21 protein-coding genes, 1 tRNA gene and 1 pseudogene are annotated in these 23,210 nt (G+C 67.6%); 13 read left to right on the forward strand and 10 right to left on the reverse strand.

The window, feature by feature from the left end; translation table 11 throughout:
• Window positions 1–29 precede the first annotated feature (29 nt).
• On the forward strand, window positions 30–836 hold the full coding sequence (locus tag ACR4XW_RS06165; protein ID WP_434759656.1) for an SDR family NAD(P)-dependent oxidoreductase: 807 nt from the start codon (window positions 30–32) through the stop codon (window positions 834–836).
• Here the strand turns inward: ACR4XW_RS06165 and ACR4XW_RS06170 are convergent.
• The 7 genes from ACR4XW_RS06170 to ACR4XW_RS06200 form a co-directional block, all read right to left on the reverse strand.
• A complete protein-coding gene (locus tag ACR4XW_RS06170; protein WP_434759657.1) occupies window positions 785–1,660 on the reverse strand; it encodes a CPBP family intramembrane glutamic endopeptidase in 876 nt (291 codons plus the stop codon). The two genes, ACR4XW_RS06165 and ACR4XW_RS06170, sit on opposite strands and share 52 nt — an antisense overlap.
• Before the next feature lie 116 nt (window positions 1,661–1,776).
• Window positions 1,777–2,139: an RNA-binding S4 domain-containing protein gene (locus ACR4XW_RS06175; RefSeq protein ID WP_434759658.1), complete on the reverse strand. Its 363-nt coding sequence runs from the start codon at window positions 2,137–2,139 to the stop codon at window positions 1,777–1,779.
• 7 nt (window positions 2,140–2,146) lie between these two features.
• Window positions 2,147–2,530, reverse strand: a complete 384-nt coding sequence (locus tag ACR4XW_RS06180; RefSeq protein ID WP_434759659.1) for a DUF3224 domain-containing protein — start codon at window positions 2,528–2,530, stop codon at window positions 2,147–2,149.
• 53 nt (window positions 2,531–2,583) lie between these two features.
• Complete coding sequence (locus ACR4XW_RS06185) at window positions 2,584–3,888, reverse strand: DUF2254 domain-containing protein (protein ID WP_434759660.1); 1,305 nt, start codon at window positions 3,886–3,888, stop codon at window positions 2,584–2,586.
• 1 nt (window position 3,889) lies between these two features.
• On the reverse strand, window positions 3,890–4,843 hold the full coding sequence (gene glsA / locus ACR4XW_RS06190) for a glutaminase A (RefSeq protein WP_434759661.1): 954 nt from the start codon (window positions 4,841–4,843) through the stop codon (window positions 3,890–3,892).
• A 30-nt stretch (window positions 4,844–4,873) separates the two neighbouring features.
• Entirely contained in the window at window positions 4,874–6,202 is a 1,329-nt protein-coding gene (locus ACR4XW_RS06195; RefSeq protein ID WP_434759662.1) for a serine hydrolase domain-containing protein, read from the reverse strand.
• A gap of 40 nt (window positions 6,203–6,242) precedes the next feature.
• Window positions 6,243–7,442, reverse strand: a complete 1,200-nt coding sequence (locus tag ACR4XW_RS06200; protein ID WP_434759663.1) for an MFS transporter — start codon at window positions 7,440–7,442, stop codon at window positions 6,243–6,245.
• 147 nt (window positions 7,443–7,589) lie between these two features.
• On the opposite strand from ACR4XW_RS06200, the gene ACR4XW_RS06205 reads away from it, so the two are divergent.
• The 3 genes from ACR4XW_RS06205 to ACR4XW_RS06215 all read left to right on the forward strand — a co-directional run bounded on the left by ACR4XW_RS06205 (window position 7,590) and on the right by ACR4XW_RS06215 (window position 10,510).
• The gene (locus ACR4XW_RS06205) at window positions 7,590–8,429 is read left to right on the forward strand and encodes an SDR family oxidoreductase (RefSeq protein ID WP_434759664.1); all 840 of its coding nucleotides are present in this window, start codon (window positions 7,590–7,592) and stop codon (window positions 8,427–8,429) included.
• Window positions 8,430–8,580: 151 nt separating this feature from the next.
• The gene (locus ACR4XW_RS06210; RefSeq protein ID WP_434759665.1) at window positions 8,581–9,087 is read left to right on the forward strand and encodes a hypothetical protein; all 507 of its coding nucleotides are present in this window, start codon (window positions 8,581–8,583) and stop codon (window positions 9,085–9,087) included.
• Window positions 9,088–9,313: 226 nt separating this feature from the next.
• Window positions 9,314–10,510, forward strand: a complete 1,197-nt coding sequence (locus ACR4XW_RS06215) for an IS481 family transposase (RefSeq protein WP_434759666.1) — start codon at window positions 9,314–9,316, stop codon at window positions 10,508–10,510.
• Between the two features lie 36 nt (window positions 10,511–10,546).
• On the opposite strand, the gene ACR4XW_RS06220 is transcribed toward ACR4XW_RS06215, so the two are convergent.
• Together ACR4XW_RS06220 and ACR4XW_RS06225 are read right to left on the reverse strand one after the other, a co-directional pair.
• Window positions 10,547–10,629: transfer RNA gene (locus ACR4XW_RS06220), tRNA-Leu, on the reverse strand.
• A 78-nt stretch (window positions 10,630–10,707) separates the two neighbouring features.
• Window positions 10,708–11,781 (reverse strand): zinc ribbon domain-containing protein, encoded by a 1,074-nt coding sequence (locus ACR4XW_RS06225; RefSeq protein WP_434759667.1) that lies wholly within the window; start codon window positions 11,779–11,781, stop codon window positions 10,708–10,710.
• A 251-nt stretch (window positions 11,782–12,032) separates the two neighbouring features.
• Between ACR4XW_RS06225 and ACR4XW_RS06230 the strand changes: the two genes are divergently transcribed.
• From ACR4XW_RS06230 to ACR4XW_RS06260, 7 genes and pseudogenes are all read left to right on the forward strand, one after another.
• A complete protein-coding gene (locus ACR4XW_RS06230; RefSeq protein WP_434759668.1) occupies window positions 12,033–12,734 on the forward strand; it encodes an FHA domain-containing protein in 702 nt (233 codons plus the stop codon).
• Entirely contained in the window at window positions 12,734–13,207 is a 474-nt protein-coding gene (locus tag ACR4XW_RS06235) for an FHA domain-containing protein FhaB/FipA (RefSeq protein ID WP_434759669.1), read from the forward strand. The genes ACR4XW_RS06230 and ACR4XW_RS06235 overlap by 1 nt, the downstream gene beginning before the upstream one ends.
• Before the next feature lies 1 nt (window position 13,208).
• Window positions 13,209–13,937: pseudogene (locus tag ACR4XW_RS06240) on the forward strand (PP2C family protein-serine/threonine phosphatase); the annotation flags it as partial.
• Between the two features lie 968 nt (window positions 13,938–14,905).
• Window positions 14,906–16,297, forward strand: a complete 1,392-nt coding sequence (locus ACR4XW_RS06245) for an FtsW/RodA/SpoVE family cell cycle protein (protein WP_434759670.1) — start codon at window positions 14,906–14,908, stop codon at window positions 16,295–16,297.
• Window positions 16,294–17,730 (forward strand): peptidoglycan D,D-transpeptidase FtsI family protein, encoded by a 1,437-nt coding sequence (locus ACR4XW_RS06250; protein ID WP_434759671.1) that lies wholly within the window; start codon window positions 16,294–16,296, stop codon window positions 17,728–17,730. Before ACR4XW_RS06245 ends, ACR4XW_RS06250 begins: the two co-directional genes overlap by 4 nt.
• A gap of 49 nt (window positions 17,731–17,779) precedes the next feature.
• Complete coding sequence (gene pknB, locus ACR4XW_RS06255; protein WP_434759672.1) at window positions 17,780–19,762, forward strand: Stk1 family PASTA domain-containing Ser/Thr kinase; 1,983 nt, start codon at window positions 17,780–17,782, stop codon at window positions 19,760–19,762.
• A gap of 12 nt (window positions 19,763–19,774) precedes the next feature.
• Complete coding sequence (locus ACR4XW_RS06260; RefSeq protein ID WP_434759673.1) at window positions 19,775–20,419, forward strand: anthranilate synthase component II; 645 nt, start codon at window positions 19,775–19,777, stop codon at window positions 20,417–20,419.
• Window positions 20,420–20,441: 22 nt separating this feature from the next.
• On the opposite strand, the gene ACR4XW_RS06265 is transcribed toward ACR4XW_RS06260, so the two are convergent.
• A complete protein-coding gene (locus ACR4XW_RS06265) occupies window positions 20,442–20,732 on the reverse strand; it encodes a cell division protein CrgA (protein WP_434759674.1) in 291 nt (96 codons plus the stop codon).
• Between the two features lie 130 nt (window positions 20,733–20,862).
• Between ACR4XW_RS06265 and ACR4XW_RS06270 the strand changes: the two genes are divergently transcribed.
• Entirely contained in the window at window positions 20,863–21,546 is a 684-nt protein-coding gene (locus tag ACR4XW_RS06270; RefSeq protein ID WP_434759675.1) for a DUF881 domain-containing protein, read from the forward strand.
• A 77-nt stretch (window positions 21,547–21,623) separates the two neighbouring features.
• Complete coding sequence (gene lysS, locus ACR4XW_RS06275; RefSeq protein WP_434759676.1) at window positions 21,624–23,126, forward strand: lysine--tRNA ligase; 1,503 nt, start codon at window positions 21,624–21,626, stop codon at window positions 23,124–23,126.
• The last annotated feature ends 84 nt before the right edge of the window (window positions 23,127–23,210 follow it).

Raw genomic sequence — 23,210 nt, forward strand, 5'->3', positions numbered from 1 at the left:
GTGCGCCCTCACAAGCACCGGGAGGAAACATGGCTCGACTCGACGGACAAGCGATCTTCATCACCGGGGCGGGCTCCGGTCTGGGAGCGGCAACCGCCGAACTGGGTGCCCGCGAGAGGGCCAAGGTGGCCTGCCTCGACCAGCGCCTCGAGGTGGCCGAGCACACCGCCGCGCGGGTGCAGGAACTCGGCTCCGAGGCCTTCGCGGTGGAGGCCGATGTCACCAACTTCGCGCAGATGGCCCGGGCCGCGGAGCAGGCCACCGAGGCCCTCGGCCCGATGCACGGCGTGGTGGCCTCGGCCGGTATCTCGAGTTGGAACCCGTCGGCGCAGATGCCGGAGGAACAGTGGGACCAGATGATCGCGGTCAACCTCAAGGGTGTGTGGCTGGCCTCGAAGTTCTTGATCGAGGGAATGCAGCAACTCGGCGGCGGCTCGATCGTGAACATCGCCAGCGTCGCCGGGCTGGTCGGGTTGCCGGGGATTCCGCACTATGCGGCCGCCAAGGGCGGGGTGGTGTCGCTTACCCGTCAGTTGGCGGTGGATTACGGGCCGGACGGGATTCGGGTCAATGCGATCTGCCCCGGCGAGGTACCGACCCCGATGCTGGTCTCGGCCGCCGAGCGGCACGCCCGCAAGGCCGGAGCCGACGATGTCTCGGCCACGGCCCGGCAGAACCTCGAGGCTCATGCCCGCGACTACCCGCTGGGCCGGTTGGGGCGGCCCGACGACATCGCGAGTATGGCGGTGATGCTGTTGTCTGCGGAATCGGAGTGGGTGACCGGTCAGTCGATCGCGGTGGACGGCGGGTTCACCACCGCGCGCGGCGGCTTCTGAACCGGGTTGCTCAGCCGGCGAATCGCCACGGTGGCCAGCAACATCACCAACCAGGAGGCGACCACCACCGTCCAATAGGCCGGGGGGTGGGCCCTTCCGGCTTCGGTGATCAGGTTCAGTGACGAGGCCGGCACCGCGTGCGCGAAGACCGCCGGCCAGACCGTGCCCATGCGCAGTACCAGGGCGGTCAGCAGGGGTGACCAGAAGGCGATGCCGATCGTGCTGGTGAGCGCCTCGGTGGTGCTGAGCAGGCCCTGATGCCACATCAGACCGTGCAGCGGAAGATGCCAAGCCATCCAGATTCCGGCGATCGCCAACGACATCGGCCAGAACCCCCAGTGCCGCCACGCCGAGAGCAGGTGTCCGCGCCACAACACCTCCTCCCCCAGGGTGCTCAGCCCGAACAGCAGGGGGCCGAGCAGCAACAGGGGCAGAGCGAACAGCAGTTGGTCTGCCCCGATCGGGTCGGCGCCGACTGCCAAGGAGGCCAGCACCGGGACGGCGAGCACCACGAGCATCACTGCCAGGGCGAGACCGTAGGACGTGGCGATGTTGCGGAACGACACTGGTCGCAGCCGCCAGGTCTCGGCGACCTTGCGGTGACCGACGATCAGTAGGGCGGCCAGGGAGGCGAGTGCCGGAATCCAGCGTCCGAGCAGGATCACCCAGGTGGGCACCTCGGTGTTGGTGACGAAGAAGAGCGCGCAAAGGGTGCCTGTCATGATGAAGGCGAGGCCGATGGCAAGCTTGGTGGCTGCGGCGAGCGTGCCGGCGGTGGCGGGAGTGCCGGCGGTAGCGGGAGTGGCGGTGCGCTGAGTGTTCATGGTTCCAGCCTCATCGGCCGGGGCCTCGCAGGACTATCGATGGTTTCCCTTCGGCGGCACTGACCTGACCCCGGACGTGACCGGGGGTCACCCCGCATGGTCGCTCGGGGTCGGCCTCAGCGCGAGGATCGTCCGCGCAGCCGGTCGATCTCGCGGCGTTCGCGCTTGGTCGGCCGTCCCGTACCCCGGTCGCGGCGGGCAACCGGCGTGGACAGGTGGGCGGGCCGTTCCGGGGAGTGGTCGAGGTAGGCCTCTTCGGCGATCTTCGCGCCCACCCGCTTGGTGAGCAGTTGACGCACCTCGAACTTGCGTTCCCAGCCGGGCTGGCGCACGGTCACCAGGTCACCGGGTTTGAGTTGCTGGGCCGGTTTGGACGGCTTGCCGTTCACCCGGATGTGGCCGCCGCGCACTGCATCGGTGGCCATGGTGCGGGTCTTGAACAACCGCACCGACCACAACCACACGTCCAACCGGGCCATCCGCCCATTATCCGCCCAGCCGGTAATCCAGGCTGACGCGGTGTTCGCCGTCGATCACATCCAGGTCGAGGGTGCCGGTGATTCCGGTCAGGCCGCCGGTTCCCGAACCGGGCGAGATCACGTACGACATCTGCGGGACGCCGCCGTCCATCGTGGCCAGTTGCAGGAAGGCGAAGCCGCCCTCGACTCCGTGCACCGAACCGGTGAAGACCTCGATCGCCACATAACCTGCCGATCCGGTGCTCGCGTCCCCGGCCGAGAGCATCACCCCGGTGCTGGTTCCGGCCAACTCTCCCGTCCAGGTCTTGGTCAGGTCGGCCCGGATCGCGCCGGTCAGGGGCGACTCCGCCCCGGCCATCTCGACGGTGAAGGTTCCGGTGGCTGTGGTCATGGGTGTCACCCTTCGGTGGTCTCGACGGTGGCGTGTGGTCATTCCACCACCTCTCAGGGTTGGCTCGGGGGCGCGTACATCGAGCGGTCGCGGCTGAGCTTGATGTGTGCGGTCAGCGCCTCGTGTTCGCGGGGGTCGAGGTCGGCGACCTCGAGCAGGGTGTCGACCTGACGGTCGGCGATCGCGGCCACCGACGGGTCGACCGCGGCGGCGCGCACCCGGGCGGCCAGATCGACCAGGGCGGTGAGCACCAGGGCGTTCCCGGTGGCATAGGGCCGGATGTGGTCGAAGGGCGTGCTGACGATCTCGTGCACCGGTATCGGACGCAGGTACAGCCGGGGCTCACCGTCGTCGTCCAACAGCGCATTGGCCGACTCCGACCTGGACACGGCGGTGAGGATGCCGGCGGTGACCTGCTCGATCGCGTTGATCGCGGTGTAGGGGTCGTTGGTGCCGCTGGACAGGGCCCGCACCGCGAGTTCGACGACCTGCTGTTCGGCGAAGCGCAGGTCTTGATCGGTGGTGCGCGATTGGGCGACATGAATGTGGTCGCGCATCTGGCGTTGGGCGTCCTCGGCGGCAGATTCGGGCCAGGCCAGAGCCACCGGTTCCTCGGCCATCACCTGATCGCCGGGACGTTTCAGCACCCGCAACTGTGCCCCGCAGGCGGCCAGGTCGCGGGCCAGGGCCTGGCGGTCGATCATCACCAGGTAGCCGGCGCGGCCCAGGGTCAGCGGCGTACCGCCGTCCACCGGTGGTTCGCGGCGGTCGGCGCGGTCGTCGTCGGGGTCGATCCAGTTCTGCGACAGTGCCCGTTCGAAGTCGTATTTGGCGTTGCTGGACAGGGTTTCGACCTGCACCGATTCGGCGATGTGGTGAATGAACCAGACGAACAGGATCACGTCGATCACGCCCAGCACGATCGCGAAGTTCACCGCCAGGTGCGGCACGAAGGCCGATCCGTCGTCGGTCGCGGAGTGGATCGTGCGCAACACCAACAGGGTGTAGACGAAGGTGGCCACCAACACACCCAGCACGGTCTGGTTCTTGCGGTCGCGCATGAAGTTGCGCACCAGCCGGGGCCCGTATGTGGTGGACGCGGTACTGACCACCGAGATGGTGATCGAGAAGGCGGTGCCGGCCACCCCCAGGAAGGTCGCCACCGACGACAGCAGGGCGCGAGCGCCGTCCACACCGACATCGGTCAGGAAGCCCTTCACCGGGGCGGGCACCGGCAGGCTGCTGCGGTCCAGGCCCACCAGCAGTTGGGCCAACACCACCGCCCCGGCGATGTAGACCGCGGGAATGAACCAGAACCGCTGCGGGATCCGCTTCAGAAAGGCGCTGAGCCGGCCCATCTCAACGCTCCTCGATCAGGTCACCACGCGAATCCAGGACGTGCAGGCGCAGCCGTTGCGACAACTGCCCGATCGCCCGGGAGGCCCGCACGCTGTTGCCGTGCTCGTCCAGCCGTGGTGAATAAGCCGCGACCCCGAAACGTCCGGGCACAACCGCCATCAGGCAGCCCGACACCCCGCTCTTGGCCGGCAGGCCCACCTCGTAGACCCAGTCACCCGCATCGTCGTACATGCCGCAGGTGAACATCACGCTGGTGGCATAGCGGACGGCCTGGCGATCGATCAGTCGTTCCCCGCTGGTCGGGTGGATGCCACCGCCCGCCAACACGGCGGCCATTGTGGCGAGTTCGCACACATCGACCGCCAGCGCGCACTGTTTGCCGTAGCCCTCGACCACTTCGTGGGGGTCGTCGACCAGCACCCCCTCCTCGGCGAGCAGGTGGGCGATCGCCAGGTTGCGATGTGCCAGGCGCGATTCGATGCCGGCGATCTCCTCGTCGATCTGCACCTCGCGTCCGGCCAGTTCACTGATCAGCCGGCGGATGCTCTCGAAGCGTTTCGACCCGTCCCCCTTCGGGTCGCCGACCAGGGAGTGTGCAACCAGCGCCCCGGCGTTGATCATCGCGTTGGCGGGGCGTCCGGTACCCGGTTCGAGGGAGATCTCGTTGTAGGCCTCCCCGGAGGGCTCGACCCCGATCCGTTTGCGCACCTCCGCGACACCCTGCATCCCCAGGGCCAGGGCGTAGACGAAGGGTTTGCTCGCCGATTGCAGGTCGAAGCGGCGGTCGTCGTCACCGGCGGAGACGATGTTGCCATCAAGGTCACACACCGCCATCGCCAACGCGTCCGGGCACGGGTGGTCGTAGTCGGCCAGGTGGGCACCGAGTTCGCCCGACCGATCGTCGCGCACCTCGGCCAGGATCTCGTTCAGCAGGTCCGCGGTGAGAGTCGTCATATCGGCATTATGTCGGACGGTGGCCGCGGCCTACTTGACCGCCTCAACCACCTCGGCGAGCAACTCATCGGTGCGGATCTGGTCGCCCTCGAGTTCGGGGCTGAACCCGAGCCGCACCACCACCAGATCGGACGAGGGCACGATGTACATCCGCTGGCCGTCGTGACCGCTGGCCCAGTAGGCATCGTCCGGCAGTTCGGGGTTGACCAGCGAACCGTCGGGGAGCTTGTTGGCCCACCAGCCCGAGGCGTAGCCGGGGTCCTCGGTTTCGGTGACCTCATGGGCGGTGGCGGATTCGGCCATCCAGTTCTCGGGCAGCATCCGTTTTCCCTCCCAGACCCCGTCCTGCAGGGCGAACTGGCCGATCACCGCCCAATCGCGCGGGGTCGCCCACAGATAGGACGAGCACACCGGGTTGCCGGTGGTGTCGGCCTCCAACACCGCCGAGCCCAGGCCGAGCGGGGCGAAGAGCAACTGCCGGGGCATGTCGACCCCGAGGAGGCGGCTGCGTTCGGCCAGCACCGAGCACAACACGTTGGTGCTGCCCGAGGAGTACTGCTGGTATTCGCCGGGCTTGTGCGCCGGCGGAAGGCCGGCGACGTATCCGGCCATGTCGGGTTCGAGGTAGAGCATCCGGGTGATCGGGGTGCCGAGGTCGTAGGTTTCGTCCCATTCCAGACCGCTGGTCATTCGCAGCAGGTCGTCGACAGTGATCTCGGCGCGCTCGTCGGTCCATTCGGGACGCAGGTGGTCGTCGTCGAGGGAGATCCGGCCCTGTTCGACCAGGATGCCGGCGAACAGATTGGTCACCGATTTCGCCATCGACCAGCCCAGTTGCGGGGTCTCGGCGTCGAAACCGTCGGCATAGCGTTCGGCCACGATCTTGCCCTTGTGCACCACGATCACCGCGCGGGTGCCGAGGGTTTCGCGCTCGTCGGCCGGCAGGTCGTCACCGAAGGCACGGGTGACGGCCTCGTCGATCTCGGGGGTTTGCGGCCCGTCCGGCAGACCGGGCCCGGACGTCACCGGGGTCAGCGTGCCGTGCGAACCACGCTTGCCCGAATGGAGCGTGCAGCCGGCGCCTTCCTCGTACCAGGCTTTCTGGGTGGCCAGGAAGCCCCAGATCGAGGCGCTCGCCCCGTCGCGCGACAACGAGACGCGCAGGTGCGGCACCAGCGGGTTCGGGGGCAGATCGCTGTTGTGGTCGCGGTCGGCCAGGTGGGCCAGGGCGCAGGCATTGTGCGCGGCGTAGCCGGTGCCGGTCAGCAGCAACGGACGCACGTACCAGAAGCCACCCACCACGGCCAGAACCAGCACCCCCAGCAGTACGAGCCCGCCGATGCGCAGTTTTCGCTTCATTACTGCACGGTAGCCAGCGGACGGCGCGAACGGGAAGGCGTCATCCCGGGTTCGATGCCGAAGCGATACCGGGGCTCGGGGGCCGGCGGCGCAGGTGCACCAGATAGGCCACGAAGCCGGTCACGCAGGCCAGCACCGCCGCGATGAAGACACCCCGGTAACCGAAGGGGCCGACCAGTGTGCCGAGGACGATCGGGCCGATACCGGTGCCCAGGTCGAGCAAGAAGTAATAGGTGGCGATGGCCGCACCGGTGCGAGCGGGCGGCACCCGGTTCACCGTTGCCGCCTGGGCGCCGGTGGTGATACTCCCCCAGCCCAGCGCCAGGATCGCGGCCGCGGCCAGCAGCACCGCACCGTGGTTGGCGAACGCCACCATGGCCACCGCTATCACGTTGAAGATCCAGGCAGGGATCAACACGATGCGCTCACCCCGGGCGTCCTGCAACCGGCCGGCCACCGGACGGACCACCATCACCCCGATCGAGTAGACCAGGAAGAACCAGGCGGCGGCGGCGGCCAGATGCGTGCCCGAGGTGGCCTCGTCCAGGAAGGTGAGGATTGCGGCATAGGTGAAACCACCGAAGAGCATCGCCACGCCGATGCCCACGGCGCGACCTTCCAGCATGTTGCGCCACCCACCACTTTCGTGGCCGGGTTCGGGGGCGGTGTGGCCGGGCAGGCCCCCTCCGGCGGTGAGGATCAGGACGAAAGCCACCAGGGCGCAGCCGAGAGCGGCGACGAAGACCGCCTGCATGCCCCACGGGGTCGACTTGAGTTGCAGAGCCAGAAACGGGCCGAGCCCGATCGCCAGGGAGAGCGACACCCCGAACCAGCCGGCCCCCTCGGCCCGGCGCCGGGCGGGCACGATCATCATCACGCCGGTGGCCAGGGCGGAGCTGAACAGGCCGAAGCCGACCCCGTTCAGCAGGCGCAGACCCATCGTGGTTTCGATGGTGGGGGTGATCAGGTAGCCGGCGGTGGTGAGCAGGTAGAACGACACCGCGACCAGCGCCATCAGGCGGGTGCCGAGTCGTTCCACCAGCCAACCCGAGACCAGCCGGGCCAGCAGGGCGCCGATGAAGAACACCGAGGCCAGCGCACCGGCGGCGGTCGGGCCGGATCCGAAGCGCTCCATGGCGTAGCCGGCCATCGTCGGCACGAGCAGGTAGAAGATCATCGAACTGCACAGCCCGGCCAGCGACAGCCCCACGAAGGTCGGGGTCCACAGGCGCTCGGTCATCAGCGCAGGATAAGCCTTGCCAGAGGTGTGGCAGGTGTCGGTGGGGTCGCTGGACGAACCGGGAGTACGGCTGAGTTCGGTCGGGCGGTTAGATTGCCGGGACGGAGTCGTCCCGGCCCGGGGCGGCGGTTGAGCGAAGGACCATTCGTGAACGAGCCGGCAACACCTCCCGCCTCACCGTTTCGTCCCGATGTGTTGGCCGGACAGGTGGCGGTGGTCACCGGCGGCGGCACCGGAATCGGCAAGGAGATCTGCCGGATGCTCGGCGCGCACGGGGCGTCGATCGCCATCTGCAGTCGCAAGCAGGAGGTCCTGGAGGCGACGGCCGCCGAACTGCGCGCCGAGGGCATCACGGTGCATGTCGATGTCTGTGATGTTCGCGATGCCGAGGCCGTGCAGCGGGTGATGGCCGGGGTGGTCGAACGCTTCGGCCGAATCGACATCGTGGTCAACAACGCAGCCGGCAACTTTCCGGCCCCCATCACCGGGATCTCACCGAACGGCTTTCGCACCGTGGTCGACATCGACCTGATGGGCACCTACAACGTGTCCAAGGCCTGCTTCGATGCCTGGCTCGGCGAGCACGGCGGGGTGATCGTGAACATCAGCGCGCCCTTCGAGTTGAAGGGCGTGGCGATGCAATCCCATGTGGCTGCTGCGAAGGCGGGTGTGGATTCCTTGACTCGCACGGCCGCGGTGGAGTGGGGCCCGTACGGGATTCGGGTGAATGCGGTCGCGCCCGGTGCGATCGGCGCCACCGAGGGAGGCCGCCGCTTCGCCGAATCCGTGCCGGGCCCACGTCCGCGGCGGAAGAACCCGCTGGGCATGGTCGGTCATGGTGCCGACATCGCCGCCGCGGTGCTGTTCCTGGCCACTCCCGCGGCCCGGTTCATCTCCGGCCAGGTGATCGCGGTCGACGGGGCCGGGAGTACGGATCTGCTGAAGCTCGACTTGCCCGATCCCACCGATCGGGGCGTCACCGAGTAGGTCAGGAGGCGGGTCGGCACGCAGGCCAACAATCAGCCGGAGTCGCCAGGATCGGCGCAACGGCCAACGTCTGGAGTAGAGTTGATGGCGCCGAATACCTGCCGGTGTGGACCGAGGTATTCGTCGGAGGCAAGTGGAGATTGGACGACACATGGATCAGGACCAAGTCGTCGACACCTCACCCAAGGGCCCTGAGCGGCTACGAAAAGTTACCCTGGTCGCCTTGGTGCTGTTCGCGTTGGAACCACTCGTGGCTTTCGTATTCCCGGTAACCGCTCGAGCGCTTCCACCCGTGCTCGCCCACGGTGCGGTGCTATTGGTTCTCGTCGTTGCTTCGTTGGCGTGGGGGCGGGCAAACATCTGGCGAAAACGGGTGGTGACCGCTGCGGTAATCACCGGCCTCATTGCGGGCTTCTGGGCCTGGCAGTTCGTAGCCGTGACGCAGAAGCGACCCACCGACGTATGCCATGCGGCGGCCGGGCTGCACCTGGATCCGGACGACGACTTCGACTGGCCGAACGATTGGGACGCCAAACCATATGTGGTCTTTTCGTGGCCGGGAAACTACACGTGTCAGTTTTCCGGTGACTATGCGGCAACCTCCTTCACGCTGCCGATTCCGACTCTGATATCTAGCTTGGTGTCGATGACCCTCTGACGGTGGCCCTGCCCAGCAGTGCCGACCAGGCCATCTACCCCACCCGCTACCGGCGACCCATCGGCAAACCTGCGGAAAACAAAGAGTCCGAACCTGCACAACGCAGGTCCGGACTATTCCGATGTCCTGAGACATCACAAAGTGCGCGAGAGAGTGTTGAGTCTCATGACATGTGAAAGGCATGTCTCACGACATGTGAAAGACCGGTATCGGTTCGGATGCTGGAGTGTCGAAGGCGAAGCTGGTCATCACCGCAGTCGTGCAGATGGGTATCTCTCAAGCCGAGGCAGCCCGCCGCTACGGAGTCTCCGAACCAACGGTCTCGCGTTGGATGGCGCGGTACCGGACCGAGGGCACCGCGGCGTTCGAACCCCGCTCCACACGGCCCCGCAGCAACCCCCGCACCACCCCACCCCCAATCATTCACGCGGTCCTGGACCAACGCGACCGGCTCACCACCGCCGGACACGACGCCGGCCCGGACACGATCGCCTGGCACCTGGCCCGGGCCGGGATCGACCCACCATCGCGAGCCACGATCGCCCGGATCCTGACCCGCCACAACCGGGTCTACCCCGAACCGGCCAAACGCCCCAAAGCCTCCTACACCCGCTTCGCCGCCGAGCAACCCAACGAGTGCTGGCAATCCGACTTCACCCACTACCACCTCACCACCGGCACCCAGGCCGAGGTCATCACCTGGCTCGATGACCACTCCCGCATGGCGCTGCACATCAGCGCCCACCCCCGCATCACCGGCCACATCGTGCTCGACACCTTCCACGCAACCATCACCGCATACGGACCACCAGCAAGCACACTCACCGACAACGGCATGGTCTACACCGTCCGGCACTCCTCGATCGGAGTCCGCGGCGGACGCAACGCCTTCGAACACGCCCTGGCCAACCTCGGCATCACCCAGAAGAACGGGCGAGGCAACCACCCCCAAACCCAGGGCAAAGTCGAACGCTTCCAACAAACCCTCAAAAAATGGCTGACCCGACAACACACCCAACCCGCCACCACCGACGACCTACAACACCTACTCGACCAGTTCCGACACGAGTACAACCACCAACGACCACACCGCGCCCTGGACAGACGCACCCCCGCCGCCGCCTACCAGGCCCGACCCAAGGCAACCCCAACCGCCGAACCCACAGACCGAACCCACAACCGCGTCCGCACCGACAAAGTCAACGAAGGCGCCGTCACCCTGCGCCACGCCGGCCGCCTCCACCACATCGGCATCCCACGCGCACACAACGGCCAACCCGTCCTACTACTCATCCACGACCTGGACATCACCGTCATCCACGCCCAAACCGGCGAACTCATCCGCGAACTCACCCTCAACCCCAACCGCAACTACCAGCCATTACAAGCCCGCCCGAACACGACAAAACCCCCGAAACCATAAGTTCGGGGGTTTCAGATGTCCTGAGACATCACAAAGTGCGCGAGAGAGGATTTGAACCTCCACGTCCCAAGGGACACTGGCACCTGAAGCCAGCGCGTCTGCCGTTCCGCCACTCGCGCGTGGGCTCACTCGCGTGAACCAACCGGGATACCCTAGCACAAGGCCCGCGGGCTCTCACATTCGCGAGATTCCGCCGCTCAGGGCGGGGTCAACCGCTGCCAGGCCTGCTCGACATAGGAGTCGTAGGCCTTTTTGTCACTCTTCGGGTAGATCCAGTAGGTCAGCGCTGTTTTGGCCGATCCGGGACGGTTCTTGGCGCCGAGCCAGAAGATCCGGCCGTCGTCGGTATACCCACTCGCGCGGTACTGACGGGCGTCGCCTCGACTCAGGGTGATCTTCCAGTTCTGCGCCCACTCCTGCTCGACCATCGCGCGCACCCGGTCGGTACCCCCGTCAGTCGCACCGCAGAGCACCTCACCATCGTCGGTGTACCACTGCAGACCACCCTCGTAGTCCTGCTTGTCCCAACCGGCCGGGCCGATGCACCGGGCGCCCGACCCGGGGGCGACGTACTCCTCGGTGCCCGAGACCGGTCCGCTGTCTCCCGGGTCCCGCCGCGGGGGCGGCGGCGCCTTGGTGCTCGGGGCGGGCACCGACGTCGGGATGGGGGTGGGGTCCGGTTCGACCGGCGTGCTGGTCGGCGAACTCTCCGGAGAACTGCTGGGCTCGGAAGACTCGCTGAGCGAAGCCGACGGTGTCGGCGTACTACTGGCCGATTCCGATTCCGTCGGCTGGGGCTCGTCACTGCGTGAAGGGGCGGCGGTCGGTTCGACGGCCGATTGGCTGGCCGGGACGGCCACGGTGTCGTCACCCGAGGGCAGGTTGGCGATGATCAGGCCGGCGGCAACCCCGAGCAGAATCACCACCACCGCGCCCAGCAGGATGGCGAACCTGCGCTGGCTGCTCTTCCGTGACTGTTGCTCCGGTGACAGCGACCCGGTCGACATCGGCTCGGGCACCGTCGACGGGGTGTGCTCCGGGGGCGGCCCATACGCCGGTGCTGCCCCGTACCCGGGCCCACCAGCCCCACCCCGAGAAGCCGGCGGCGTCGGCCGGGCCTGCCGGACGGGGGCGAAGGTCGTGCCCAGATAGGAGTTGTCGGGGCCGAAGACGGGGTTGTTGCGCGGCAGTCCGCAGCGCGGGCAGGCAGCGGCGTTCGCCTCGGTGCGTGTGCCGCAGTTGGGACACGGCAGCGGGCCCGCTTCGTTCATGCCTGATTCCCCCTCAACCCCACAGTCTGCCCTGTCGTGGACCACATGTCGTCATGCACCCCATCATGCTCCGCCCCGGCGTTGAATCCATAAGCCCGACGGGGCCGGATTCACGCCTGACTCGGCGGTCTTGGGCCGTGCGGGTGTAATGGCACCGCGACGACTTCATGTCCAGCGCACCGGGGCCGATTGGGCATCGGACGGCACTTGGCGCATAAGATTCGATGCGGATACCTGCGGAAGGAGGGGCTATGGGGGTTTTCGACAAGTTCGAAAAACGCCTCGAGGGGGCCGTCAGCGGCGTCTTCGCGCGCGCCTTCAAGGGTGAGGTCGAACCGGTGGAGATCGCCGCCCGATTGACCCGTGAATTGGACGCAGAGGCCCGTTTGCTGTCTCGCGATCGCCGACTGGTGCCGAACGAGTTCATCGTCGGGCTGTCACCGGCCGACTACGACCGACTGACCCCGTACGGCAAGACGCTGACCAGCGAGATCATCCCCGAACTCCGGGCCCACGCCAACCGCAACGGCTACGTCTTCAACGGCCCGATCATGATCCACTTCGAGTACGACGATCAGTTGCCCACCGGGCGATTCACCGTCGCCTCCGAGGCCGTCGCCGGGGTGTCGGGTGCACCCGAAGCCGGCACCCAGCGCGCCCGTCTGGTGCTCGAGGTCAACGGCATGCGCCATCCGCTCACCCCACCCGGGTTCACCATCGGACGTGGTTCGGCGGCCGACCTGCGGGTCAACGATCCGGGCATTTCGCGCGAGCACGCCCGCATCGAGGTGGGTGAGGACGACGGACGCCTGCGGATCGAGATCGTCGACCTGGGCTCCACCAACGGCATTACGGTCGACGGTCAGCGGGTCACGCGGGTCGACCTGCGCGAGGGGTCGCGCATCGAGATCGGCTCGACCCGGATGCTGGTCCACGCACCTGCGGGAGCTTAATGAGCGAGCTGGCCGTCACGGCACTGAAAGTGCTGCTTCTGGCGCTGATCTGGGCATTCATTTTGTCGGTCGGCGGGGTGATCCGTACCGACTTGTTCGGACGGACCGTGCCGCGCTCCGACCTACCCGAGATCGAGGCGCCGAAGGGGTCCGGCCGATCCCGTAAACGCCGCGGCCGCAAGAACCGCGCCACCGAGCTGGTGGTCACCAGCGGCACCGGTCAACGCGCCGACCTGAGTTCGGCACCGATTCTGATCGGCCGCAACAACGAGTGCCAGATCAAACTCGATGCCGACGACTACGTCTCGACCAGACACGCGCGGGTCAACAACAGCACCGACGGCTGGTACATCGAAGACCTCGGCTCGACCAACGGCACCTACGTCAACGGCCAGCGCATCACCGTCCCCACCCTGATCAGCCCGGACGACACGGTGCGGATCGGGCGCACCACGATGAAACTCGAGGCCTGAAATGGCGTGGCGGTTTCAGTTCGTGGCCCATTCCGAGATCGGCTTGGTCCGCAAGAACAATCAGGACTCGGGGTATGCCACCGAGTCGCTGTTGGTGGTGGCCGACGGAATGGGCGGTGCGGCCGCCGGTGACCTGGCCTCGGCTGCCGCGGTCGACCGGATCCGCCGGATCACGGCCCGCGAAGCCACCGGCACCGCGGACGAACCCGAGGCCACCGACGACCCGCTCGATACCGAGGACGAACCGTCCGACACCACCGAGACCGCCTCCGCAGAGCCGACAGGTGCAGCACAGGCCGAAACAGAACTGACCGACGCCGACGAGGACGAAGACGGCGAGAGCAAGGAAGACCGCCCCAACCCCTGGGCCACCGACCGCGACGCTTCGGCCGCCGAGCAGACCCTGGTGCTGCTGGCCGGGGCGATCAGCCGGGCCAACGACAGCCTGGCCGACCTGATCGCCGACGACCACGCCCTGGACGGGATGGGCACCACGGTGTCGGCGGTGATGCTGACCGATCGGCAGTACGCGGTCGCCCACATCGGCGACTCGCGCATCTACCTGTTGCGTGACGGCACCCTGCACCGGCTCACCCACGACCATTCCTGGGTGCAGTCGCTGGTCGACGAAGGCCGTCTGACCGAGGAGGAGGCCACCTATCACCCGCACCGCTCGCTGCTGTTGCGGGTGCTGAACGGCCAACCGCAGTACGACCCCGACCTCAGCCTGCACGAGGCCCAGTTGGGTGACCGGCTGCTGATCTGTTCGGACGGGTTGTGCGGCTTCGTCCCCGACGAGGTGCTCGAAGACCGGCTGTTGGAGGCCGATCCGGACGAGGCGATGACCCGGCTGGTCAAGGACGCCCACCTGGCCGGTGGCTCCGACAACATCACGATCATCCTCGCCGACCTGGTCGACGAACCGGCCGGCGCCCTGGAACCGGTGGTGTTGGGCGCGGCCATCGACCGGGACATTCCCAGCGTGGGGGCCCGGCCGAAGGTCGATCTCGGCGACGACCGTCCCGGAGCACCACCGACCCTGGACGAACAGGGCAATCCGATACCGGCCGCACCCGCCCCGAAGCGCCGCGGCGACCCCGAGGAGGAGCGTTACGCCCCCCGGCGCGCCCCATCCTGGCGTCGGCGCTGGGGCCGGGCGGTGTTGGTGATTCTGGCGATCGTGCTGGTGATCGGCGGTGGCGTCGGCGGCACCTACGCCTGGGCCCGCACCCAGTACTTCGTCGCCCCCGACCAGGAGCGGGTGGGCATCTACCGGGGCCTGAACGAGCAGTTCGGCTCCTACCGGCTGAATGAACTGCACGAGTCGCACGACATCAACATCGCCGACCTGCCGAACCGGTTCCGCAACCAGTTGGACGGCGGGATCGCCGCCGACAACCTGGACGGCGCCCGGGCCACGGTCGACGAACTGCGCAGCGCGGCCGATTTCTGCCGCCAGGTGCGGGCCGAACGGGAAAGCACCCCCACCAAGAGCCCGACGAACAGTCCGACCGGCAGCCCGTCCACCAGCCCGACCGGTAGCCCCAGCGGCACCCCGCAGGCGTCCACCTCCCCCTCGACGCCGCAGCCGTCCGGGAGCCCACAGCCGTCCGGCAGCCCCTCGGCCGGCCCCAGCCAGAAGCCCGAACCGTCCCCCACCGGCGGCCCGCCGCCCTATCTGGACAAGAGCGACTGCTGATGCCTGATTCGGTGGTGGTGTATCGCAAACGTCGCAACATCGAGTTGTTGATGATGGTTCTGGCTGCCGCTTTGGGATTGGCCTGCTACACGGTGCTGTACCTGAACCTCACCGGTGCGGTGCCCGACAACCTGCCGGTGGTGGCCGCGATCTGGCTGGCCGTGCCGGTGGTGCTGAACATCATCGTGCGTTGGCGCCTGCCCTATGCCGACCCGGTTTTCCTGCCGGTGGTGATCGCCCTGCACGGGTTCGGGCTGGTGATGATCCACCGGATCGACCTGATCAACGAACCGGCCACCCACGACGCCGAGAAACAACTGCTGTGGGCGGTACTGGGGGTCGCGCTGTTCATCGCGGTACTGGTGTTCATCCGCGACCACCGTCCCCTGCAGGGGTTCACCTATCTGCTGTTCCTGGCCGGTATGGGCCTGATGCTGCTGCCGCTGCTGCCGTTCATCGGCTCGGAGATCTACGGCGCCCGCATCTGGATCCAGGTCGGCCCGTTCAGCTTCCAGCCCGCCGAGGTGGCCAAGGTCGTGCTGACGCTGGCCTTCGCGGCCTACCTGAACGAGAAACGGGACGTGCTGGCGCTGGCCGGCAAACGCATCCTCGGCATCGACCTGCCGCGGGCCCGCGACCTGGGCCCGATCCTGCTGATGTGGGCGGCCAGTCTGGTGGTGTTGGTGTTCCAGAAGGACCTGGGCACCTCACTGTTGTTCTTCGGCTTGTTCGTGGTGATGCTATACGTCTCCACCGAACGTCCGGGCTGGGCGATTCTGGGTGCGCTGCTGTTCATCGGCGGCGCGCTGGCGGTGTATTTCATGGCCCAGGCCGGTGTCGACCAGTTCAACCACATCACCCGGCGGTTCAGTTCCTGGCTCGACCCGTTCTCCGATTTCGACGGCAACCGGCAGGTGATCAACGCCCAATTCGGCTTGGCCTGGGGCGGCCTGCTGGGCGCCGGCCTGGGGATGGGACGGCCGGGCCTGACCACCTTCGCCAAGTCGGACATGATCGCCGCGGCGATCGGTGAGGAACTCGGCATCATCGGCCTGATGGCGGTGATCGTCCTGTACGGGGTGATCGTGGCCCGCGGCCTGCGCACCGCGCTGGCGTCCAAGGACGACTTCGGCAAGCTGCTGGCGGCCGGTTTGTCGTTCACCTTCGCGCTGCAGGTGTTCATCATCGTCGGCGGGGTCACCCGGCTGTTGCCGCTGACCGGTCTGACCACCCCGTTCATGTCCCAGGGCGGCTCCTCGCTGATCGCGAACTGGGTGATCGTGGCGCTGCTGATGGTGATCTCGCACCACGCCCGCAAACCGGTGGCGGTCGCCTCGTCGGCCGACCTGGCCGGCGACACCACCCAGATCGTGTCGAGGGCGGCCTCATGAACGTACCCATCCGCCGCGTCGCGATCGTCGCGATGATCATGTTCCTGGCGTTGCTGATCAACGTCACCCAGATCTCGGTCTTCCAGGCACCGGGGCTCAACGCCCACCCGATGAACCGCCGGGCCCGCGACGCCGAGTTCGCCCAGGACCGCGGCCCGATCATCGCCGGCGGCGAGCCGATCGCCGAATCGGTGAAGGTCGACTCCCGCTTCGCCTTCCAGCGCACCTACCCCAACGGCCCGCTGTACGCCCCGGTGACCGGCTACTTCTCCTACGACCACGCCTCGGTCGGGCTGGAGGCCGCCTACACCGAAGAATTGGCCGGCACCGCCTCGTCGCTGTTCGTCCGCCGGATGGTCGACCTGGTCACCGGACGCAAACCCAAGGGCGCCAGCGTGGAGACCACGATCGTGCCCGGCGCCCAGCGGGTCGCCGCCGAACGTCTCGGCAACCGCAAGGGGGCGGTGGTCGCGATCGATCCCGACACCGGCGCGGTGCTGGCGATGGTCACCCACCCCAGCTACGACCCGAACGCCATCGCCGGCCACGACATCGCCACCGCCGACGAGAACTACCGCAAGTTGGCCGACGATCCGGGACGTCCGATGGCGAACCGGGCGACCCGCGAGATCTACCCGCCGGGTTCGGTGTTCAAACTGGTCACCGCCGCCGCGGCCCTCGAGAACGGCATGGAGCCGAACACCCAGGTCGAATCGCCGGCCTCACTCACCCTGCCGAACACCAACACCCAACTCGGTAACTCCACCAACTGCGGCGGGTCGAAGGTCACCATCGACAAGGCCCTGCAGACCTCGTGCAATACCGCCTTCGCCAATATCGGCCTCGACCTGGGTGCCGACGCGCTGCGCGAGCAGGCGATCAAGTTCGGCTTCGGCAAAGAACCGCTGCCCGACCTGGACGCGGTGGCCAGCCGCTTTCCCGACGACATGGACGGCGCCCAGTTGGCGATGAGTTCGATCGGCCAGTACGAGGTGGCCACCAGCCCCCTGCAGATGGCGATGGTCACCGCCGGGATCGCCAACGACGGGGTGGTGATGGAGCCGTACGTGGTGAACACCGTCCGGGCCCCCAACCTGACCCCGCTGTACACCCACCAGCCCCGCGAGATGCCGCGGGCGATGACCACCGACAACGCCCGCAAACTGCAGGACATGATGGTCAACGTGGTCGAGTCGGGCACCGGCACCAACGCCCGGTTGTCCGGGGTGCGGGTCGGTGGCAAGACCGGTACCGCCCAGTCGGCCCCGGAACGTCCGCCCTACGCCTGGTTCGTCGCCTTCGGTGAGGTCGACGGCCGCAAGGTCGCGGTGGCGGTGTTCGTGGAAGAGGCCGACATTCCCCGCAACGACATCGCCGGCGGGCGCCTGGCCGCGCCCATCGCCCGCGCCGTGATACAGGAGCTGCTGCAGTGAACCGCCGTTACCATTCAGTGTCAGTGCAACTTCCGAGGAGGGAAGCCCGATGACCGAACCCACAGTGTTGGGCGGCCGCTACGAGGTCGGGGACCAACTCGGCAGAGGAGGCATGGCGGAGGTTCGTCGTGCCCTGGACACCCGCCTGGGCCGCCAGGTCGCGGTCAAGCGGCTGCGGGTCGACCTGGCCGGTGATTCCACCTTCCAGGCGCGGTTCCGCCGTGAGGCCCAGTCGGCCGCCGGGCTGAACCACCCGAACATCGTGTCGGTCTACGACACCGGCGAGGAGCCCGACCCGAGCACCGGGGTGTCGGTGCCCTACATCGTGATGGAGTTGGTCGAGGGCCACACCCTGCGCGACATCCTGCGCCAGGGCCGCAAGATCCTGCCCGAGCGGGCCTTGGAGCTGGCCCAGGGCGTGCTGGACGCGTTGGATTATTCCCACCGCGCCGGCATCGTGCACCGCGACATCAAGCCCGCGAACGTGATGCTGACCCCCTCGGGTCAGGTCAAGGTGATGGACTTCGGTATCGCCCGGGCGGTGGCCGACACCTCGGCGACGATGACCCAGACCGCGGCGGTGATCGGCACGGCGCAGTACCTGTCGCCCGAGCAGGCCCGCGGCGAGAAGGTGGACGCGCGTTCCGACCTGTACTCGGCCGGCTGCCTGTTGTTCGAACTGCTCACCGGACGGCCCCCCTTCGTCGGGGATTCGCCGGTGTCGGTGGCCTACCAGCATGTGCGTGAGGAGCCGGTGCCGCCGAGCCAGATCGACCCGGTGATCGACCGGTCGATCGACGCGGTGGTGCTGAAGTCGCTGGCCAAGGATCCTGCCGAGCGCTACCAGAGCGCCCGCGAGATGCGCGACGACATCGCCCGGGTGCTGGCCGGTGAGGCGGTCACCACCGCCCTGCCGCCGTCCCCGGTGGTTCCGGTGCCGGTTCCCGAGCAGCCGACCCGGGTGGTCTCCCCCGAGCCCGCCCCGGTGGTGCACGAGGAGGAGATCGACGAAGACCTCGACGACGAGGACGAGGAGGAAGAGGGCAAGAGCCGTACCGGCCTGTGGGTCGGGCTGGGCATCCTCGCCGTCCTGTTGGTCGCCGGTCTGGTGTTCGCGCTCTACATGTTCACCCGTCCGGCCGAGCCGCCGCCGGCCAAGATGGTCGCGGTGCCGGCGGTGATCGGGCAGACCGAACAGCAGGCCACCAACACCCTCGAGGGGGTGGGGCTGAAGGTGAAGGTCGAACAGGTGCAGGAGGCCGACGACTCCTCGGTGGGTCAGGTGATCGACCAGCAGCCGGCCGCCCAGCAGGAGGTCGAGGAGGGCTCCACCGTCACCATCACGGTCAACGTCGGCCCGGAGAAGTTCGAGATTCCGGGCGGTTTGGTGGGCAAGTCACGTGAGGAAGTGCGCAAGATCCTCAACGAGGCCGGGTTCACCAACATCAAGGAGGAGGCCTCGACCAGTGAGCCCGCCGAGGCCAAGAAGGACGAGGTGCTGTCGGTCGATCCGTCCAGCGGGTCGGTCACCAAGGACACCGAGTTCACCGTGGTCTACGCCACCGGCATGACCCAGGTACCGAACTGGGTCGGCAAGAGCCGCGACGAGGTCGAGTCGCAGGCCGCCGAGGCCGGGTTGGAGGTGACCTTCGAGGAGGCCGAGAGCGAGCAGCCGCCCGGCACGGTGGTCAAGACCGACCCGGGCGCGGGCACCCAGGTACCGAAGGGCAGCAGCGTCAAGGCAACGGTGGCGGTCGAGCCGAAGACCGTCGCGGTGCCGAACTGGATCGGGCAGACCCGCAATGCGGTGCAGAACCAGGCCAATGAGCTCGGGCTGAAGGTGGAGTTCGCCGAGGAGGAGAGCGACGCCCCGGCCGGCACGGTGATCCGCACCGAGCCCGAAAGCGGTGCCCAGGTCGACAAGGGCAGCACGGTGAAGGTTGTGCTGGCGATTCCGAAACAGGAGCCGCCGGAGGACCCGACGCCGAGCGAGGACCCGACCGGCGATCCGACCGACGAACCGACCCCGTGAGTTGAACCCGCGATGACCCGCATTCTGGTGATCGACAACTACGACTCGTTCGTTTACAACCTGGTGCAGTACCTGGCCCAGATCGGCGCCGAGGTGGATGTGTGGCGCAATGACGACCCGCGCTTCGCCGAGCCGGGCTGGCAGGAGGGTTACGACGGCATCCTGCTGTCGCCGGGCCCCGGGGCGCCCGAGGACGCCGGGGTGTGCATTGAGGTGGCCCGGTCGATGGCCGGTGTACTGCCGGTGTTCGGGGTCTGCCTGGGGCTGCAGGCGATCTGCGTGGCCTTCGGCGGACGTGTCGATCGGGCCGACGAACTGCGCCACGGCAAGACCTCACCGATCGGCCACGACGGGGCCGGGGTGTTCGCCGGGTTGGCGAACCCGTTCACCGCGACCCGCTATCACTCCCTGGTGGCGGTCGAGGTACCGGACGAGTTGGTGGTGACCTCATGGGTGGTCGATGCCGACGGTGCCCGTGAGGACCTGGTGATGGGGGTGCGGCACCGTGAGTTGCCGATCGAGGCGGTGCAATTCCACCCCGAGTCGGTGCTCACCGAGGGTGGCTATCAGATGTTGGCGAACTGGTTGGTGGCCTGCGGGGACGCCGCAGCCCCCGAGCGCGCCGCCGGGCTCAGCCCGCTGATGTCGGCGCAGTGATCATCACTGCGGTGCGCGGTCGTTACTTCCAGAAGGTGGCGATCACGAAGGCGGCGGCCATCATGCCCATGCCGATCAGGATGTTCCAGTCGCCCAGGGAGCTCATGCCGGGAACCGACTGGCCGGCGAGGTAGTACACCACCAGCCAGGCAACACCGAGCAGGCCGCAGGTGACGAAGGCGGGTACGACCCATTTGCCGCTGCCGGCGTCGGGGGAGATGCGCTGGCGCTCCTCGCGTCGCTCGACCAACTGGTTCTGCCGCTTCAGCTTCTTCTTGTCTGCAGCAGCCTTGCGGACCTTCGATTCAGGCACGCCCACTCCTTTTCACCGGCGCAACGGGTGTTACGTCCCGGGTAGCCTAACTATTGACACATTGAACTCCCAAGCACGCGAGGAAACCGTGACCGAGAATTCGTCCCGCCGGAGGATATCCGCGCGCTGGATGACCTTCGCGGTGCTCGTGCTGGCCGGGGCGATGGTCGCGATCAGTGCCCTCACCTCCCGCGGCGACGACCTGCGTCCCGACCGCAATACCGACCTGACCCAGTTGCTGGCCGCCGAGTCGGCGCGCAACAACGAACTCGCCGGGCGGGTCAGCGACCTGCAACGTGAGGTGGACGAACTCAGCCGGGCCAAGCAGCCCGGTGAGGTTCCCGGGCTCACCGAGGAGGCCGATCGGGCCCAGATGTCGGCGATGCGCGGGCCGGGGCTGACCGTCACCCTGGACGATGCCCCCTCCTCGGTGGAGGTACCCGGGGTGGACGACGACCTGTTGGTGGTGCATCAGCAGGACATCCAGGCGGTGGTGAACGCGCTGTGGTCCGGTGGGGCCGAGGCGATGACGATTCAGGGGCAGCGGGTGATCTCGACCACCGGGGTGAAATGTGTCGGCAACACCGTGGTGCTGCACGGCATTCCCTATGCCCCGCCCTACCGGATCACCGCGATCGGGGATCCGGTGCGGTTGCAGGCCGCACTGGATTCGTCCGAACCGATCCGGATCTACCAGCAGTACGTGGCCGCCTACGGCTTGGGCTATTCGGTGAAGACCGAGGACAAGATCGAGATGCCGCCCTTCGAGCGCAGCACCGAGTTGAAGTACGCCCGTCCGCGCACCACCTCCTGAAGCCCGGCTCACCGCTTGCGGCTGCGCGCGTTCAGGATGCCCGCCCGGATCGTGCCCGACGGGATACCCTTTAGCCCGTGACCGACGTTGATGCCTCCGACCTGCCCGAACAGCTCCGCATTCGCCTCGAGAAGCGTGCCCGCCTGCTGAGTGAGGGAACCGAGCCGTACCCGGTTTCGGTCGACCGCACCCATTCGCTGGCCGAGGTGCGCGATGCCTGGGGCCATTTGGAGGCCGGCGAGGAAACCGCCGAGGTGGTCGGGGTGGCCGGCCGGGTGGTGTTCCTGCGCAATACCGGCAAGCTGTGTTTCGCGACCCTGCAGGGTGGGTTCACCCCCGACCGCGACAGCGTGCGGTTGCAGGTGATGATCTCGCTGGCCGAGGTCGGTGAGGAAGCGCTGGCGGCGTGGAAATCCGATGTCGACCTGGGTGACCACGTGTTCGTCGAGGGCCGGGTGATCTGCTCCAAACGCGGTGAGTTGTCGGTGATGGCGACCCGCTGGCAGTTGGCCTCCAAGGCGCTGCGGCCGTTGCCGACCCTGCACCACGAGCTGTCGGAGGAGGCGCGGGTGCGGCAGCGTCATGCCGACCTGACCGCCCGTCCCGAGGCCCGGGAGCTGCTGCGCACCCGGGCGGCGATCACCCGGTCGATGCGCGAAACCCTGCACCGGGAGGGCTACCTGGAGGTGGAGACGCCCGTCCTGCAGTTGATTCATGGTGGCGCGGCGGCCCGTCCCTTCCACACCCACCTCAACGCTTTCGACATCGACATGACGCTGCGGATCGCCCTGGAGCTGTATTTGAAGCGGACGATGGTCGGTGGCGCCGACAAGGTGTACGAGATCGGCCGGATCTTCCGCAATGAGGGCATCGACTCGACCCACTCGGCCGAGTTCACCATGCTCGAGGCCTACCAGGCCTGGGGTGATCAGCGCACGATCGCGGGGTTGATTCAGCGACTGATCGTCGACGTGGCCGATCAGCTCGGCTCCCGGCAGATCGAAACCCCGGACGGGGTGATCGATCTGGACGGGGAGTGGCGCTGGCTCGGGGTCTACCCGGGCCTGTCGGAGGTGGTCGGTGAAGAGATCACCCCCGAGACGTCGCTGGCCGATCTGCAACGTCTGGCCGACCGCCACGAGGTGGAGTACGACCCGGCCTGGTCGGATCAGAAGCTGGTGATCGAGCTGTTCGGCGAACTGGTCGAACCGCACCTGCTGCAACCCACCTTCGTGTGCGACTACCCGCCGGCCGCCCAGCCGCTGGCCCGGCCGCACCGAACGGATCCGAATCTGATCGAGGCCTGGGACCTGATCATCGGTGGCATGGAACGCGGCACCGGCTTCTCCGAGCTGATCGACCCGGTGATTCAGCGCGAGCGGTTGACAGCCCAGTCGTTGGCCGCGGCCGCCGGTGACCCCGAGGCAATGCAGTTGGACGAGGACTTCCTGGCCGCCCTGGAACTCGGGGCGCCGCCGATGGGTGGACTCGGGTTGGGGGTCGACCGGCTGGTGATGCTGTTCACCAATGTCGGGATTCGCGAAACGATTCTCTTCCCGCTGTTGAAACCGCAGGGCTGAAGACCGATAGCGGCCCCGTCACCGAGTGGTGGCGGGGCCGTTTCGTGTCATGAAGCTTCGTGTCATGGCTGAAAACGCACCCCG

This window comes from Pseudenemella bisphenolivorans, assembly GCF_051133435.1.
GTDB lineage: Bacteria > Actinomycetota > Actinomycetes > Propionibacteriales > Propionibacteriaceae > JAAYAO01.